This window comes from Pseudomonas sp. GD04158, assembly GCF_029834875.1.
Lineage (GTDB): Bacteria > Pseudomonadota > Gammaproteobacteria > Pseudomonadales > Pseudomonadaceae > Aquipseudomonas > Aquipseudomonas hydrolytica.
On the sequence record NZ_JAODYT010000001.1, the window covers coordinates 145,403 to 162,613 of the forward strand.

Below are 17,211 nucleotides of genomic sequence, written 5' to 3' on the forward strand. Positions count from 1 at the left end.
GTCCCGCAACCGGAGGCAACAGGCATGGCCAGTACCACCCCGGAAGGCTTGCAGATCCGCCCGCGCCAGCTCGACTTCGAGCTGCCCGATCCACTGCCGCGACACTGGCACGGCGGCAATGCATTCAAGACCCATCTGTTCAACGCCATGTCGGTGTTGTTCCCCGACGGCGAGCGCTTCTTCATCGATTCGGTGCGGCTGTTTCGCGAGCAGGTCGAAGATCCGCGACTCAAGGAGCAGATACGCGGCTTTATCGGTCAGGAAGGCCATCACAGCCGCGAGCACCTCGAGTACAGCGAGCGCCTGCGCGAGCTGGGCTATGACATCGATTATCTGGAGCGAGGCCTCAAGCGCCGTTTGGCCTTTTTGCAGAAGCACCTGCCGAGCAAGCTGCAACTGGCCGCCACCGCCTCGGTGGAGCACCTGACCGCGATCATGGCCGACGCCCTGCTGAAGGATCCGCTCTGGCTGGAAGGCGCGGACCCGCGCATGGCGCGCCTGTGGCGCTGGCACGCCCTGGAAGAGACCGAGCACAAGGCGGTGGCCTTCGACGTGTTCCAGCTGGTCAGCGGCAACCCCTGGCTGCGCCGCCGCGCCATGCTGCAGAGCACCTTCTTCTTCACGCTCGACACCACCAAGGGCCTGTTGCACATGCTCAAGCGCGACGGCCTGCTGTGGAACTGGCGGGTATGGCGCGACGGCCTGGCCTGGCTATGGGGCTCGCGCGGCATCTATCGGCCGCTGGTGCGGGTCTACCTGGACTTCTACAAGGCCGACTTCCACCCCTGGCAGCACGACAACCTGCACCTGGTGCAGCAGTACCGCGGCGAATTCGATACGCCGGCCAGCTAAAGGCGATTTCCGCAGGATTATGCGCCGCATTCGGGCGGCGCTGTCCGCCCTGGGATGCGCGGTGTCCCCCCCCACACAACCAGCGGCGAACAGCTGGTGCGCATCGCGCACCCCATCTCCTCGACGCGCCCGTCACCTATCCCCCAACTTTCCACTGGCCAAGCCCCGATGGCCGGATATGACTGCAACATTGGCTGTTGCGAACCTGTGCCGGCGAGCCCACGGGCGCCATAGTCGGTGGCACTTCATCAGCGCAAGGGAGCCCTTATGGCCAGTACCACCCCGGAAGGTTTGCAGATCCGCCCGCGACACATGGATTTCGATCTGCCCAACCCGCTGCCGCGTCACTGGAACGACGGCGACGCGTTCAAGAGCCATCTGTTCGATGCCATGTCGGTGCTGTTCCCCGACGGCGAACGCTTCTTCATCGACTCGGTGCGCCAGTTCCGTGATCGCATCGACGACCCGCTGCTCAAGGAGCAGATTCGCGGCTTCATCGGCCAGGAAGGTCATCACAGTCGCGAGCACCTGGAATACAGCCAGCGCCTGCGTGATCTGGGTTACGACATCGAGCGCATCGAGAAGCGCGCCCGCGCGCGCATCCGCTACACCCAGAAGAAGTTCTCGCCACAGCGGCAGCTGGCCGCCACCGCGGCGCTGGAACACATCACCGCGATCATGGCCGACGGACTGCTGAAGAACCCGGCCCACATGGCCGGCGCCCATCCCACGCTGGCGCGCCTGTGGCGCTGGCATGCGCTGGAGGAAACCGAACACAAGGCCGTGGCCTTCGACGTCTACAACCAGGTGTGCGGCAGCCGCAAACTGCTGCGCCGGGCCATGGTCATGGGCACCTTCTTCTTCGTGCTCGACACCACCCGCGGCCTGGCGCACATGCTCAAGGTCGACGGCCTGCTGTGGAACTGGCGCGTCTGGCGCGACGGGCTGCGCTGGATGTGGGGCAAGGAAGGCGTGTTCCGCCCGCTCCTGCGTCCCTATCTGGACTTCTTCAAGAAGGACTTCCACCCCTGGGAACACGACAACCTCGCACTGCTGCACGCCACCCGCGAGGAATTCGACGGCGTGCCGCAACCTCAGGCCAGCGCAGCCTGAATGCAGGCCGCGTAGCTCGGTGCAATCCGGGGCTTCGCTAGCGAAAACCCGGGTTTGCATCCTGCTGCAGACAAGGCGGGAGCAACCCGCCGAATCCGCGCCCGACGGGCATCGCTCAACCCAGCAGAAACCTCATCGCATCGGCCGCGCTCTGCTCGGGAATCTCCTCCATGGGAATGTGTCCCACCCCCGGGTAGACCTTGACCTGAATGCCCGGCAGGTCGCGCTGCCACAGCGGCACGTGCCGGGGCGAGATCCAGCGGTCGCGCTCGCCCCACATCAGCAGGGTCGGTGCCTGGATGCCGGCCACCCGTTGCGGTGTGGTGTGCAGCTCCTGCCTGTTGACCTTCAGCAGCACGCGAAAGATGTCCATCATGCCGCGGCGGTTGCCGGGGCGGCGCGACAGGTCGTAGTAGCGGTCGACCACACCGGGCTTGATCCGCCCCGGCTCGCCGTAAACCTCCTTGATGCCCTGGGCGATCAGCGCGCGCGGCATCCACAGCGGCATGGCCACGGTCGCTCCAGGCAGCGCGGCGGCGGCGATCATCCAGGGCACCTTGGCCATGGGGTAGCCGGCCGGATCGATCAGCACCAGCTTGCCGACCCGCTGGGGCTGGGCCAGGGCGAAATTCCAGGCGATGTAACCACCGAGGGAATTGCCGGCGATATCCGCCCTGCCCACCTGCAGATAGTCGAGCAGCAAGCCAAGCACGCGAATCATGCGCTCGGCCGAGTACTCGCCGTCGCGCGCCGGGCCGGTGAGGCCAAAGCCGGGCACGTCGAAACGGATGATGCGGTAGTGCGGGGAGAAGGCCTCTGCCCAGCCGTCCCAGGTATGCAGCGAGGCCACCACGCCGTGGATCAGCACCAGTGCCGGCTTGTCGCGGCTGCCCTCGTCACGGTAATGGACATTGAAACCGTCGATCTCGACATAGCGGGAGCCTTGGGCAGCGTTGCCATAACGCGCTTTCAGGCGCTCCAGCGGCAGAGCACCGAACCCCAGGCGGGCGAAGCCAGCGGCCAATGGCGGCTGCAGCGACAGGCTATTGGACATGCGCGATACCTCGATTCTTGTTGTAGGTATCGGTGATCAGAACATGACCTGGCGGCAAACACTGCCCAACCTAGGTTGAGCCTGGGCACAGCGAGGCGATTAGCAGGTCGCCGAGTACCGCCTTGGCCTGCTCGATCTGTTCGCGGCTGGCGCTGCGCCCGAGCAGGTCGAGCGAGGCGGCTTCCAGCGCCCAGATCAGCGCCTGATACACCAGCGGATCGCGCGGCGTCAGCTCCGGCTCCAGCCGCTCCACCACCAGACGCAGCATCTCCTGATGGGCGCGCTGACGGTGCGCGGCCAGCGGCGAATCGGCTCGCAGCGCCTCCTCCTGCATTAATCGGATGATCGGTCCGACCGCCAAGTGGTAGTCGAAGAACAGGCCGACCATGGCGCGCAGCCAGGCCTGCGGGCTGCCGGCTACCTGCTGCATCTGGCGAAACCGCGCCAGCAGCAGTTGCACCGAGGTCTGATAGATGCCCTCGAGCACGTCCATCTTGTTGGCGAAGTACTTGTAGAAGGTACGCCGCGATACCTGCGCCGCCTCCAGCAGATCGTTCACCGTGACCTGCTCCAGGCCCTTGCGGGCGAACACGCCGATGGCCGCCAGCTGGATGTTGGTGCGCTGCAGGTGCCCGACCAGCGGGCCCTCGCTGCCGCTACCCTGCTGTGGGGCCAGCGCGCCGTAACCGCCGAGGTCCTCGAACACCGCGCGTATCGCCCCGCGCTCGGTCAGCTCGTCCATGCTCTTCCCCCAACCAAGGCGCGGGTGACTGCGGCTGTCGAGCTGAGTACTCTGGAGCCGCCTCTAGCCGCGGATATTCATCGTGTCGCTCACCCTAGCACGCCCCCTTCTCTGGCCGCTGGCCATCCTTTTGCTGGTTTGGCTGCCGCACGCCGGCGCAGCCGAGCTGTTCTACCTGGGCCAGCGCATTCCCGATATCCACAAGCCCTGGCGTGCCGGAGACTACCAGCAACTGCGCGAAGCGCTGGAACAGCTCGACAGCACACAGGCCAACGCGCTGCCACGGCGCAGCGGCGAGTTCACCGGGCCGATCTACCAGCGCATGATCTCGACCGAGAACTTTCGCCCGCAGCTCAACATCTATGCGCCGCTGGAGCTGCGACAGAACGAGGCGCGCGAGGTGCTGTTCGAACTCAAGGAGCTGATGCGCCTGTACTTCGACTTCCGCGCCAAGCAGCAGCCCTATGCCGCCGAAGCGCTTGGCCTAATGAGCTACTCGTTGCGTCAGCAGGCGATTCTGTTCACCCTCACCACCGAATTCTGGATGACCCTGTCGCAGAGCGAGCAGAGCAACCCGGTGCGCCTGCAGGGCCTGCAGGAAACCAAGGCAGCGGCGGCCATGCTCAGCAACAGCGCGCTGGACTATCTGGAGCTGACCCAGGCCTTCGGCCGCGACGAACTGCTGCTGTACAGCGCCGAGCTGAGCCAGCAGTTGCCGGAGCTATACGTGCACCTGCCGGCAGACGTCCAGGCGGGGCTGCTGAAACGGATCGAAGGGCTCGCCAGCAACCATCGTTATCCCCAGGTGGGCAACGACATGGCTGCACTGCTGCCAGTGCTGCAGATGATTCATCGTGACGTGCAGACCAAGCTGGCGCAGCCGGTGACGCCGCCCATCAAGGCCCCGACGCTGGACCTCTCGCTGCCTGGCTCAGCGCAGTAGGCCGAGGCCCTTGGCCCGCGCCACCGCCTGCGTGCGCCGCTCGACGCCGAGCTTGCTGTTGATGTGGCGGGCGTGGGTCTTGACCGTGTGCAGGGAGATGAACAGACGCTCGCTGATCTCCTGATTGGAACAGCCGCGCGCGATCAGCTGCAGCACGGCCATCTCACGGCCGCTGAGCTTTTCCGTCGGGCCGCTCTCCTCCGGCGCCACCTCCTCGTCCGCCTCACGAGCGGCCGGCAACTGGGCGAGCAGCGCATCGCGCTGCGGGCAAGCAGGACGCAACTGCAAACGCTCGCGCAGCCACTGCGGCTGATGCTCGAGCAGTTCGACGAACGGCAGCAAAGCACCGCCCTGGGCGACCTCCAGGCAGCCGTCGAGCTGCTGCTGCGCCTCACGCTCACGGCCCGTCTGACGCAGCAGCTGAGCCAGCTGCGCCTGCGCCATCAGCCCCACCAGTTGCCCACCGAGCCCCTGGGCCTGCTGCTGCAAGGCGCGCAGACGCCGCTCCGCGGCTTCCACATCGCCCTGTAGACGCTCCAGCGCCGCCTGCTGCAAGTCGATATGCAGGGCCAGCTGTGGATGGAACTCCGGCGCCAGGGCGCGCCCCTGATCGCCATAGGTTTCGGCTAGTTGCGGCAGCCAGGCGGCGGCCAGCTCGACCTGCCCCTGACGCAACCACAGCTCGCACTTGATCAGGGTGATCATCGCCAGGTAGTAGATCGCCGGTACGTCCCATACATGCATCAGCCGCTCCGCCTCACCAAGCAGGGCAAAGGCCTCAGCGGGGCGACCGCGGCGCCCTTCCAGGCAGGCCAGCACGCAGTAACCGATCAGCACACCGACGTCGCGACAGCTTCTCGCCTCGGCGATACCGGCGTGCAGCTGCTCGGCCGCCCGCGGCTGCAGGCGCAGGCTGAGCAGATAGCCCTCGTACAGGGTCAGACGTGCTCGCACCGAATAGCTGCGCTGCACAGGCAAGCCCTGCAGATGCGCCAGCCCCTGGCGCACCTCGCTCAACGCCCGCAGCACTTCGCCACGCGCCTGCAGCACGCGAGCACGCTCGTAATGCGCCAGCGCTTCGAACAGCGGGTTGTCGATGCGCTGCGCCAGCTCCAGGGCCTCGCGATTGAGACCGCGCGCTCGCCACAGATCGCCACGCACCATGGCCAGATTGGCCAACGTCGACAGACACATGAAATGGGGGCCATAGCGCTCCGCGGGCAGGCCGGCAAGCGCCTCGCTGCATTGCTGCTCGGCCCGCGCGCCGTCGCCTCGGCCTCGCGCGATGACGCCGTCGAGCGCCTGCCACTGCGCCAGCAGGCTGCGCTGGCCGAGCGGATCGGCCGCGGGCAGGAAACGTCCGAGCTGCTCCAGCAGTTCCTGCGCGGCATCCAGCTGGCAGGCCAGTGCCAGCGCCCAGCCATAGAGCATGATCAGGCGTGGTGTACTGGCCAGCAGGTCGTCCGGCAGGTTGGTCTTCCAGCGCAGCAACATGGCGATGTTCTGCTCTGCCAGCATCTGCTCTTCGGAAAGGTTCTGCACCAAACTGGCGGCGACATCGGCCTGACCGGCCAGCAATGCCTGCTCGATGGCCGAGTCCAGCATGCCCTGCGCGGCGAACCAGCGGCATGCGCGCAGATGAGCGCCGCCCTGCGAGCGAACCTGGCCCTCGAGCGATCGCGCGTTGAGCAGGTCGGAAAACAGATGGTGGTAACGAAACCACTGGCCCTGCTCGTCAAGCGGCACCAGGAATACCTGATTGGCCTGCAACTGCCGGATGATCGCGGCGCTGTCATGGCTGTCGCGCACCGCATCGCAGAGCCCGGCGCAGAAGCGCTCCAGGCAGGCCGTCTCATAGAGAAACTGCTGCACCTCGGGCGGCTGCCGCTCTATCACTTCCTCGAGCAGGTACTCGCGGATCAGCCCCTCGCCGCCATGCAGCGCCAGGTCCTCCTGGGCACCGCCATCGAGCTCCTCGACCGCCAGCAGCCACAGGCGCAGGCCTGCTACCCAACCCTCGCTGCGCTGCAGGATATCGGCGACCTGCGGCCTCTGCAGGCGAGCCCCCTGGCTGCTCAGCAGGGCATCCACCTCGCCGGTGGTGAGCCTCAGGTCCTGTTCGTTGAGCTCCAGCAACTGCCGCGACAGACGCAGGCGAGCCAGATGCCAGTCGGGCCGCTGGCGGCTGGTCACCAGCAGCAGGACGCCGGGTGGCAGGTGATTGAGGAAGAACTGCAGGCAACGGTCGAGCACCGGCCCCTGCGCCAGGTGATAGTCGTCCAGCACCAGCAACAGCGGCTGACCGTCATCCAGCTCGTCGGCAAGCTCATCGAGCAGACCATCGAGCCACTGTTCGAAGGCAAACGGCTGGTGGCGCTGACGCATCTTCAGCAGGCCGAGCGCTTCTTCACCAAGAGCGGGATAGAACTGCTGCAGCCCTTGCAGCAGGCGCTCGAGAAAGCGCCCGGGGTCCTGATCGCGCTCGCTCAACCCCAGCCACAGGCTGTGCCAGTGCTCGGGCAACCCCTCGCAAAACTCGATGGCCAGGGAGCTCTTGCCGAACCCCGCAGGCGCACAGACCAGCAGCAAGCGCCCCTGCAGCCCCTCTTCGAGGCGCTGGCACAACCTGGGCCGGGGCACATGCCCTGCCGGCAGCGGTGGCCGGTAGAAACGCGCCTCGACCGGCGAGGCCGGTGCGTAAGGGAAACCAGGCGAACGGGAAAGGTCTGTCATCGGCCACTTCTTGGGAAGTCTTGTGTAGGCGCACCCTGAGCTCAGCCTAGCGACTTGTATTGGCCATTTGAAGCGTCGGCTACAGTCCGTAACGAAAAAGCCGGCACAAGGCCGGCTTCGTCGTGTAGATCGACAACAGCAGTTAGCGAACGCCCGCCTGGCGCAGGGCCGCCGGAGTGTAGTCGCTGCTGGAGGCCTTGTAGTTGAAGTCGTAGGCCTGCTTCTCCTCGTTCTTCATACCCAGAGCCAGGTAGCGACCGGACAGCAGGTCGTACAGAGTCTCCACGGTGTACCACGGCACCTGCTTGTCGTAGTAGTACTGGGCATGCGCCTCGGCTACGCGCCACAGGGTACCGCGACCGTCGTAGTGATCGATCAGCGAAGCCTGCCAGGTATCCTCGTCGATGTAGAAGTCACGCTTGGCGTAGATGTGGCGCTCGCCCGACTTCAGGGTCGCGGTCACATGCCAGACGCGGTGCAGCTCGTAACGAGTCAGGTCCTGGTTGATATGGCCGGCCTTGATGATGTCGGAGTACTTCAGGTTCGGCGAATCCAGCTTGTAGGCGTTGTAGGGGATGTAGATCTCCTTCTTGCCGTTGAGCTTCCAGTCGTAGCGATCCGGCGCACCGTTGTACATGTCGAAGTTGTCGGAGGTACGCAGACCGTCGGCCGCGGTACCCGGACCGTCGTAGGACACCTGCGGCGCACGACGCACGCGACGTTGACCGGCGTTGTACAGCCAGGCCAGACGCGGCTCCTTGACCTGGTTGAGGGTCTCGTGCACCAGCAGCACGTTACCGGCCAGACGCGACGGAGCGGTGACGCGCTGCTTGAAGTAGAACAGTACGTTGCTTTCCTTGCTCGGATCGAAGTCGGTCAGCGCATCGCGGAAGGTGAACTCGTCCTGGAAGTAAACCAGCGAGTAGGAACCATTCGGCTGCGGAGTCGCCTGAGTCACCAGACGACGCACGCTGCCACCGCGGTAGCGGGTGATGTGGTTCCAGATCGCTTCCAGGCCGTTCTGCGGGATCGGGAAGGGGTTGGCAGTCTTGAAGTTCTCCAGACCGTTGCCGCCCTCAACCATACGGGTGTTCACCGCGTTCTGCTTGGTCGCCTCGAGTACCGAAGCCGGCAGGCTAGCCGAACGGTGGGTCGGGTAGACCGGCATCTTGTAGCTTTCCGGATAGCGCTTGAACATCGCCAACTGGCCGGGGGTCAGCTTGTCCTTGTACTGCTCGACGTTCTGCGCGGTGATGGTGAACAGCGGCTGCTCGCTGGCGAACGGGTCCGACAGGAAGCCCTTGCCGTCGACGCTGCCTGCATTGGCCGGCAGACCGCCGGTCCAGGCAGGGATCGAACCATCAGCGTTACCCGCCATTTCAGCACCGACCGGCGTCAGTCTGGCACCCAGCTTGGCCGCTTCATCCGGCGACACTGCGGCCATCACGCTGGTCGCCAGCAGAGACAGGGTCAGGACACCGCTTTGCCACAGTTTTTTTGTTGTTTTCATTTGCATCATGATTCCTCGAAATTCCTGACCGCTTAGAAGTTCACGCCAAAGCTGAGTGCGACGAAGTCGCGGTCAATATTGGTGTTGTACTTACCACCGAAGAAATCGGTGTAGGACAGGCTGGCGGTGTAAGTATTCTGATACTCGGCATCCAGGCCCAGGCTGATTGCCTTGTTGCCCTCATTGAAGGTCGGGCCATAGCCGTCGACGTCATGCGACCAAGACAGGCTGGGCTTGAGGTTTACCCCGGCGAATGCGTTGTTGTAATCGAGCACTGCACGCAGGCGGTAACCCCAGGAGGTATTGGTGAAGAAGCCCTTGTCGTCGCAGTTCTGCGGGTTCGCTGAGTTCGCAGTACCGGTGCAGAGGCTGTTGTCGGGGTAGGCGCCCGCACCGAATTCGGGGGCACGACCGAAACGCAGCTCATTCTTGCCCAGGTTGCTGACGTGCGTGTAGCCCACCTCGCCAACTACAGTGAGGCGCTCGGCGCCGGCAACCTGATCAAAGAACTGGGTAACGCTGACCTGTGCCTGAGTCATGGGCTTGCGCACATAGCCGGTTAGGGTCTCGCCTGCACCGTACTGAGCATGGCCGCTGGTATAGATCGGCAGGTTGGCAGGTACACCGAGCCCAATACCTATCGGCCCTTGGGCAATGGAGGCTAGCGTCAGGTCAGTGGTATTGATCTGCATCGGCATATTCGGCCGATAACTCAGTTCGCCATTCACTGCAGTGGAGCCAATATTGGTAGCGAAGCTCACGCCGTGCAGTCGAATGTCCTCCGGGTACTCTAGGCCATACTTGGCGAACAGCTCGCCAGTGGCCGGATCTTCCACGGGGTTTGGATTCCCCAGGACGCCGCCAGGAAGCAAGTAGACGCCTTGACCTGCCCTGTAGGACAGGATCGGTGTGCGGCTGTGGTAGTTCATGGTGTAGAAGCCGAACTCGGTATTATTCAACTCCTCGACGAACCAGCGCAGCGCGATACCGTACTGCCCGCTGTCGCGTGCATCCTTGTCGCCCATGCGCCCTACATAGCGATAACCCGGACTGCCTGGGCCACCGAAATCGCTACCGTTGACGGCCAGACGATCGACGCAACCATCCTGCACCACGTCGACGGCGAAGAAGGTGCCGCAGTTGTCGAGAACGGTCTGGTCCCACTCGAGCTGATAGAACACCTCGGCCGAGAGGTTGTCGGTCAGGCTTTGCGACACATAGAACATGTTGACCGGGATCAGGCCTTCCTTGATCTCGGCACCGGGACGACGGAACGCTGATACGTCTACCGGGTTGATCGTGTTGATCGAGTTCTGGATAAAGGTGCTCTCGCCCCAGCTCACTACCTGCTTGCCGACGCGTACGCTGCCCGGCAGGTCTGCGATGGTGTAGTTGTGATAGAGGAATGCGTCGAGCAATTGCACGCCGGACGATTGCGCGGCGGTCTTGCGGTTGCTGTCGTCGATGTCATACAGCAGGCGGCTCTCGTCTTTCAGCTCGAAGTCATACCAGTACTTGCCGCGCACGAACACACCGGTATCGCCGTACTTCAGCTCGAGGTCGTGGATGCCCTTGAAGATCTTCGAGAAGGTCTCGCCCTTCTTGAAGTTCAGACGGCCGTCGTCGCCGGTCTGGGACGAGGCCTCGCCACCGTTGCGAGTGCCCACTAGGCTAGGGTCGGCACCGCGCACCGCCCAACTGGCACCGACGGACATTTGCGAATCGAACTGACCCTCGATCTCGCCGATATTGAAAGACACACCGAATGCCGGAGCGGCGAGGGTGGAAGCGAGGCTGACTGCCAGCGGCAGTTTCGCCAGGCGCCAGTAGGGTGTTGTTTTTGTCATCGACGCTACTCCATGTGTTTTTTGTTATGGATGCTTGGACTATAGCCAGCGGGTACTACTGCTTGATCCCTCGAAAGTGTGATTTGCAGCCCCCAGGCACTCTGGCTCGCAGGTTTCAGACCCTGCCCCTAGCCAAGCATGGACGTGAAACAGCAATTAGCAAGCCAAACGCTTGTTTGACTGGGCAGTCACTTCGGCCACCCAGCCAGTTCGCACCTTACAGCGTGGACAGGAATGCGCTTCCGGCCTCCTGCCATTGGGCGATATCGACGCGAATGCGCTTCTTGTCCAGCTTGCCGACACTGGTTTTGGGAACTTCGGTAACAAGCGCGATCTGCGTGGGTATCGCCCACTTGTTGATATGGCCCTGCTCGACGAACGGCTTGAGGTGCTCCTTCAAGCTCTTGGCGTCCAGTGCCTGTCCCTCGTGTACCACCAGCAGGGCGAAGGGACGCTCGCCCCACTGCGGATCTGGCACACCGACCACGGCGACTTCCCGCACTGCCGGATGCCGGCTGATCAGGTCTTCCAGCTCCAGGGAGGAAATCCACTCGCCGCCGGTCTTGATCACGTCCTTGATGCGATCGCGAATCTCGATGAAGCCCATGCCGTCGATGGTGGCCACATCACCGGTGTGCAGCCAGCCATGCGCCCAGAGCTCCTCGCCCTTCTCCGGCTCCCGGAAGTAACCCTGGGTCAGCCAGGGCGCGCGCAGGACCAACTCGCCCTGGGTTTCGCCATCGCTGGGCAACAGCTTGCCTTCGCTGTCCATGATGGCCGCCTCCACCAACGGCACCGGGATGCCGGCCTTGATGCGGTAGGTGGTGCGCTCGTCCTCGCTGCCGGCGCGCAGCTCCTCGTTGAGGTAGGCGCAGGAAATCAGCGGACAGGTCTCGGACATGCCGTAAGCCGCGGTGAGCTGGATGCCACGCGCCTTGGCCGCCTCGTACAGCGAGCGGTTCAGCGCGCTGCCACCGATGATCATCTTCATGCCGCCGAAGTCATGCCCCTGCGCGCCAGGGGCATTGAGCACCATCTGCAGAATGGTCGGCACGCAGTGGGAGAAGTTGACCTTCTCTTCCTTGATCAGCCGGCAAAGCATGTCCGGCTCGTAGCGCCCCGGGTACACCTGCTTGACCCCGAGCATGGTGGCCACGTAGGGCACGCCCCAGGCGTGCACGTGGAACATCGGCGTGATCGGCATGTAGACATCGTCGTTGCCCAGCAGGCGAATGCTGTCCAGGCCGCCCATGGTGGTCGCCATCGACAGGGTGTGCAGCACCAGTTGCCGGTGAGTGAAGTACACGCCCTTGGGGTTACCGGTGGTGCCGGTGGTATAGAAGGTAGTGGCTACCGAGTTCTCGTCGAAGTCGGCGAAGTCGTAGCTGGGGCTGGCCGCCGCCAGCAGGCTCTCGTATTCACCGACAAGGTTCGGCAGTTCGGCGCTCTTGTCATCGCCATCGGTCAGCAGCAGGGTCTTCTCGACGGTGGTCAGCTGCCCGGCAATGCCGTTGTACAGCGGCACGAATTCGCTGTTGACCAGCACGAAGCGGTCCTCGGCGTGGTTCATGGTGTAGAGGATCTGGTCCGGCGACAGGCGAATGTTGATGGTGTGCAGCACCGCGCCGAGCATGGGAATGGCGAACATGCACTCGAGATAGCGGTGGCTGTCCCAGTCCATCACCGCCACGGTATCGCCGGCCTTGACCCCGGCCTCGCTGAGCACATTGGCCAGCCGGGCGACGCGCTCGTTGAAGGTGGCGTAGCTGTAACGCAGCTTGTCGCGATAGACGATTTCCCGGGTCTTCTCATAGCGGCTGCCGGACAGCAGCAGGCGCTTGATCAGCAGCGGATAAGCGTGGGCATTGGTAGCGGAAGGGATCAGTCGGGTCTGCAGCATGAAGTCACCTTGAGGCACGCCAGGAATTTATGATGCAGCGACTCTAGAGCGGTGCCCGCACAGCGAAATCAGCCCAAAGAATGATTTGCAACGTGACTCTATGGCCACTTTTAGTCACAGGTTAGAATCGAGACAACCCGCCAGTCCTGAAAAACTTTCGGGAGCAGTTCTTGACGTCGCTGCGCGGCGGCCCGAAGGCTGACAGCCGTAGAGGGCACGCCACAAACAAGGCGGCACCGAGCCACACGTTCGTTCGAGGTAACACCATGTCCGATATCGTCATCGTCAGCGGCGCCCGTACTCCCATGGGCGGTTTCCAGGGCAGCCTGGCCAGCGTGGCCGCCGTCGATCTGGGCGCTGCCGCCATCCGCGAGGCAGTCAAGCGCGCCGGTATCGAGCCGGCCGAGGTGCAGGAAGTGATCATGGGCTGCGTACTGCCGGCCGGCCTCAAGCAGGGCCCGGCACGCCAGGCCTCGCTCAATGCCGGCCTGCCAAGCGCCACCGGCTGCACCACCATCAACAAGCTGTGCGGCTCGGGCATGAAGGCGGTGATGATGGCCTTCGACTCGCTCAAGGCCGGCAGCAACCAGGTGATGATCGCTGGCGGCATGGAAAGCATGTCCAACGCCCCCTACGTACTGGAGAAGGCCCGCACCGGCCTGCGCATGGGCCATGGCGAGATCAAGGACCACATGTTCCTCGACGGCCTGGAAGACGCTCGCACTGGCCGCCTGATGGGCTCCTTCGCCCAGGAGACCGCCGACCGATACGGCATCACCCGCGAGGAAATGGACGCCTACGCCATCGAGTCGCTCAAGCGTGCCCAGACTGCAATCAAGGACGGTTCGCTGGATGCCGAGATCGTGCCGATCACCGTCAGCTCGCGCAAAGGCGAAGTGGTGGTCAAGGATGACGAGCAGCCGCTGACTGCCAACCTCGACAAGATTCCTGCGCTGAAACCCGCCTTCAAGAAGGACGGTACCATCACCGCCGCGAACGCCAGTTCGATCTCCGATGGCGCCAGCGCCCTGCTGCTGATGACTGCCGAGGAAGCTGCCAGGCGCGGCCTCAAACCGCTGGCCAGGGTCGTTGCCCACGCCACCCAGAGTCAGGACCCGAGCGAGTTCACCCTGGCGCCCATCGGCGCCATGAGCAACCTGCTGAAGAAGACCGGCTGGAACAAGGATGAGGTGGACCTGTTCGAGATCAACGAAGCGTTCGCCATGGTGACCATGCTGGCAATGCGCGAACACGGTCTGGATCATGCCAAGGTCAACGTCTTCGGTGGCGCCTGCGCTCAGGGGCACCCGGTCGGCTCCACCGGCTCGCGGATCATCCTCACCCTGATCAACGCCCTGCAGAAGAAAGGCGGCAAGCGCGGTATCGCCTCGCTGTGCATCGGCGGCGGCGAAGCCACTGCAGTGGCCATCGAACTGCTGTAAGCCCGCCCGTAACGAAAGAGCCCCGCAGTTGCGGGGCTCTTTCGTTTAACGCATCTCGGTCAGCGCCAGCTTCACGCCGATGCCCACCAGCACCGCGCCCATCAGCCGGTCGAACCAATGCCCCATGCGGGCGAAGCCGGCGCGTACACGCTGCTGACTGAACAACCAGGCCACCAGGCAGAACCAGAAGGCGGTGGCCAGCGCCAGATACAGGCCATAACCGGCCTGCACCGCCACCGGCGTGTGCGGGTTGATCACCACGGTGAACAGCGACAGGAAGAACAAGGTCGCCTTGGGGTTCAGGCCGTTGGTCACGAAGCCGGTGACGAAGGCGCCACGGCCACTGCGCTCACCTGCCGCCAGGTTCAGCTCGGCACTGGCCGGGTCTGCCGGACGCGCGCGCAGTGCCTTGATACCGATGTACAGCAGATAAGCGGCGGCCAGCCATTTCAGCGCGTTGAACAGCACGATGGACTGCGAAACGATCAGGCCGATACCGAGCAGCGAATAGGTCACGTGTACCAGGATGCCGGTGCCGACACCGAAGGCGGTGAACAACCCCGCACGCCGCCCATAGGCCACGCTCTCGCGCACCACAATGGCGAAATCGGGGCCCGGGCTGGCCACGGCCAGCAGGTGAATCAGGGCAACGGTGAGGAACTCGGTCCAGTACATGAGGGCTCCGCAGCGGCAGTCGAGGTCTGATAGGCTCGCCAATCTACTCCTGCGCCCCCTCTGCGAAAAGGTACAGCTGATGAGCAACAGCGCCCGCGCCGTATTCCTCGACCATGCTTCCCTCGACCTCGGCGACCTCGATATGCATCCCCTGCAGCAGGCCTTTGCCGAGCTGACGCTGCATGCACAGACCGCCCCCGAGCAGGTTGCCGAGCGCCTGCAGGGCGCCCAGGTGGCCATCAGCAACAAGGTACCGCTGAATGCCGCCACCTTCGCTGCCTGCCCCGAACTGAAACTGGTACTGGTCACCGCCACCGGCACCAACAACATCGACCTGAACGCCGCCCGTGCCCATGGGGTGACGGTGAGCAACTGCCAGGGTTACGGCACGCCATCCGTGGCGCAACACACGCTGATGTTGCTGTTGGCACTGGCCACCCGCCTGCCCGACTACCAGCGCGACGTGGCTGCCGGTCGCTGGCAGCAGGCCAGCCAGTTCTGCCTGCTCGACCACCCCATCGTCGAACTCGAGGGCAAGACCCTCGGCCTGCTAGGCCACGGTGAACTGGGCAGCGCGGTGGCCCGCCTGGCCGAGGCCTTCGGCATGCGCGTGGTGCTTGGCCAGCTGCCGGGCAGACCAGCGCGCGCCGACCGCCTGGCTTTGCACGAGCTGCTGCCACAGGTCGATGCGCTGACCCTGCACTGCCCGCTCAACGAGCAGACCCGCAACCTGATCGGCGCTGCCGAGCTGGCCCTGATGAAGCCGCAGGCCCTGCTGGTTAACACCGCCCGTGGTGGCCTGGTCGACGAACAAGCACTGGCCGACGCCTTGCGCCGCGGTCATCTGGGCGGCGCGGCCACCGACGTACTGACGCAGGAACCACCGAAAGACGGCAACCCGCTGCTGACTGGCGACATCCCGCGGCTGATCGTCACCCCGCACAACGCCTGGGGTAGCCGCGAGGCACGTCAGCGCATCGTCGCCCAGGTGGTGGAAAACGCAGAAGCCTTCTTCGCCGGTGCGCCGCGCCGGGTGGTCGGGTAAGCTGCGCAGCTTTTTAAGGGAGCGACGAGGTGGCGTGCGCCTAACAGCAGTGCCCGGTTTCGCAAGCCGAGCTCGCCCCGCCCCCTCAATTTTTTCGCATCACAGATTTCAGGAAGCACCATGGACCCGCGAAGCGAAGTTCTCCTGCGCCAGGCCGAGCTGTTCGAAGGCGAGCTGTTGCTGGCTGGCCTGCCGGCCGACGACCTGCTCGGCGTCCTGCCGCAGGCGCATGGCTGGAGCTGGCATGCCGGCGACCAGACGCAACTGGCGGCGCGCTTTGCCGGTCGTAGCCACTTCGACACGCAGATGCCGAAAGGCGACTATCGCGCGGCCGTGCTGTTCCTGCCGAAATCACGCGAGCTGACCGACTACCTGCTGCAGGCGCTCGCCTCGCGACTGACTGGCCGGCCGCTTTATCTGGTGGGCGAGAAGCGCGGCGGCATCGAGCGCGCGGCCAAGCAACTGGCGGTCTACGGCAAGCCGCGCAAGCTCGACAGCGCGCGCCACTGCCAGCTCTGGAGCGTGCAGATCGAGCAGGCGCCGGCAACGCCCGATCTCGACGCCCTGGCCCAGGTCTATAGCCTGCAACTGGCCGACGGACCGCTGCAGGTGGTGAGCCTGCCGGGCGTATTCGCCCACGGCCGCCTGGATCGTGGCAGCGCCCTGCTGCTGGAGCATCTGGACAATCTGCCGCAGGGACATCTGCTGGATTTCGGCTGCGGCGCAGGCGTGATCGGCGCCACCCTCAAGCGTCGTTACCCATCCAGCCACGTCAGCCTGCTGGACGTCGATGCCTTCGCCCTGGCCAGCAGTCGCCTGACCCTGGCCCGCAACGGGCTGGAGGCCGAGCTGATCGCCGGCACGGGCATCGAGTCGGCGCCCGGGGAGCTGGCCGCCATCGTCAGCAACCCGCCGTTTCACCAGGGCGTACATACCCACTATCAGGCCAGCGAAAACCTGCTGACCCAGGCCGCGCGCCACCTGCGCGAAGGCGGCGAGCTGCGGCTGGTGGCTAACAGTTTCCTCAAGTATCCACCGTTGATCGAGCACCATCTCGGCCCTTGCCGCACCCTGGCCGAGGCCGACGGTTTTCGCATCTACAGCGCACGTCGCTGAGTGGGGTTGCCCGGAACGCAACGCTTGGGCACAATGGCGCCCGTCCTAGGGGAGTAGTCTCCCGCGAGCGCCCTGCTCGCCCGGCACGCGTCAACACACTTGCTCCGCAGAGCATGGCGCGTGCGACCCAAGGCCTTCATAGAGAGGCCTGCGGTTTGACAAGACCTATGACACGCACACCTTACCCGGGGCGGGAAGGTCGTACGTGTCATAGCCGTGTCGACCCGCCCCTTTAGGAA

13 protein-coding genes and 1 riboswitch are annotated in these 17,211 nt (G+C 64.4%); of the genes, 6 read left to right on the forward strand and 7 right to left on the reverse strand.

Annotated elements, in window-relative coordinates:
- Positions 1 to 24: 24 nt before the first annotated feature.
- Together N7333_RS00730 and N7333_RS00735 are read left to right on the forward strand one after the other, a co-directional pair.
- The gene (locus N7333_RS00730) at positions 25 to 852 is read left to right on the forward strand and encodes a metal-dependent hydrolase (RefSeq protein ID WP_041772961.1); all 828 of its coding nucleotides are present in this window, start codon (positions 25 to 27) and stop codon (positions 850 to 852) included.
- 267 nt (positions 853 to 1,119) lie between these two features.
- Entirely contained in the window at positions 1,120 to 1,965 is an 846-nt protein-coding gene (locus N7333_RS00735; protein WP_129482941.1) for a metal-dependent hydrolase, read from the forward strand.
- Positions 1,966 to 2,080: 115 nt separating this feature from the next.
- Here the strand turns inward: N7333_RS00735 and N7333_RS00740 are convergent, their stop codons facing one another.
- Positions 2,081 to 3,019, reverse strand: coding sequence for an alpha/beta hydrolase (locus N7333_RS00740; RefSeq protein ID WP_279858081.1), 939 nt, complete (start codon positions 3,017 to 3,019; stop codon positions 2,081 to 2,083).
- A gap of 70 nt (positions 3,020 to 3,089) precedes the next feature.
- Positions 3,090 to 3,761 (reverse strand): TetR/AcrR family transcriptional regulator, encoded by a 672-nt coding sequence (locus N7333_RS00745; protein ID WP_003240478.1) that lies wholly within the window; start codon positions 3,759 to 3,761, stop codon positions 3,090 to 3,092.
- Between the two features lie 82 nt (positions 3,762 to 3,843).
- Here N7333_RS00745 and N7333_RS00750 point away from each other — a divergent pair, with 82 nt between their 5' ends.
- A complete protein-coding gene (locus tag N7333_RS00750; RefSeq protein ID WP_003240476.1) occupies positions 3,844 to 4,704 on the forward strand; it encodes a hypothetical protein in 861 nt (286 codons plus the stop codon).
- Here the strand turns inward: N7333_RS00750 and N7333_RS00755 are convergent.
- The 4 genes from N7333_RS00755 to N7333_RS00770 form a co-directional block, all read right to left on the reverse strand.
- Entirely contained in the window at positions 4,693 to 7,437 is a 2,745-nt protein-coding gene (locus N7333_RS00755; protein ID WP_279858083.1) for a LuxR C-terminal-related transcriptional regulator, read from the reverse strand. The genes N7333_RS00750 and N7333_RS00755 overlap by 12 nt on opposite strands.
- A 142-nt stretch (positions 7,438 to 7,579) precedes the next feature.
- Positions 7,580 to 8,947 carry a DUF1329 domain-containing protein gene (locus tag N7333_RS00760; RefSeq protein WP_279858085.1) on the reverse strand — a complete coding sequence of 456 codons (1,368 nt, stop codon included), beginning with the start codon at positions 8,945 to 8,947 and terminating at the stop codon, positions 7,580 to 7,582.
- Positions 8,948 to 8,979: 32 nt separating this feature from the next.
- Positions 8,980 to 10,794 carry a DUF1302 domain-containing protein gene (locus N7333_RS00765; RefSeq protein WP_254298452.1) on the reverse strand — a complete coding sequence of 605 codons (1,815 nt, stop codon included), beginning with the start codon at positions 10,792 to 10,794 and terminating at the stop codon, positions 8,980 to 8,982.
- 217 nt (positions 10,795 to 11,011) lie between these two features.
- A complete protein-coding gene (locus N7333_RS00770) occupies positions 11,012 to 12,694 on the reverse strand; it encodes a fatty acid--CoA ligase (RefSeq protein WP_279858088.1) in 1,683 nt (560 codons plus the stop codon).
- A 266-nt stretch (positions 12,695 to 12,960) separates the two neighbouring features.
- On the opposite strand from N7333_RS00770, the gene N7333_RS00775 reads away from it, so the two are divergent.
- On the forward strand, positions 12,961 to 14,136 hold the full coding sequence (locus N7333_RS00775) for an acetyl-CoA C-acyltransferase (protein ID WP_279858090.1): 1,176 nt from the start codon (positions 12,961 to 12,963) through the stop codon (positions 14,134 to 14,136).
- Positions 14,137 to 14,181: 45 nt separating this feature from the next.
- Here N7333_RS00775 and N7333_RS00780 read toward each other — a convergent pair whose 3' ends face one another.
- The gene (locus tag N7333_RS00780) at positions 14,182 to 14,811 is read right to left on the reverse strand and encodes a LysE family transporter (RefSeq protein ID WP_129482944.1); all 630 of its coding nucleotides are present in this window, start codon (positions 14,809 to 14,811) and stop codon (positions 14,182 to 14,184) included.
- A gap of 79 nt (positions 14,812 to 14,890) precedes the next feature.
- Here N7333_RS00780 and N7333_RS00785 point away from each other — a divergent pair, with 79 nt between their 5' ends.
- Both N7333_RS00785 and N7333_RS00790 read left to right on the forward strand, forming a co-directional pair.
- Positions 14,891 to 15,856, forward strand: coding sequence for a 2-hydroxyacid dehydrogenase (locus N7333_RS00785; protein ID WP_279858092.1), 966 nt, complete (start codon positions 14,891 to 14,893; stop codon positions 15,854 to 15,856).
- A gap of 120 nt (positions 15,857 to 15,976) precedes the next feature.
- The gene (locus N7333_RS00790) at positions 15,977 to 16,972 is read left to right on the forward strand and encodes a class I SAM-dependent methyltransferase (RefSeq protein WP_129482946.1); all 996 of its coding nucleotides are present in this window, start codon (positions 15,977 to 15,979) and stop codon (positions 16,970 to 16,972) included.
- Positions 16,973 to 17,008: 36 nt separating this feature from the next.
- Positions 17,009 to 17,141: riboswitch (yybP-ykoY riboswitch) on the forward strand.
- Positions 17,142 to 17,211 lie beyond the last annotated feature (70 nt).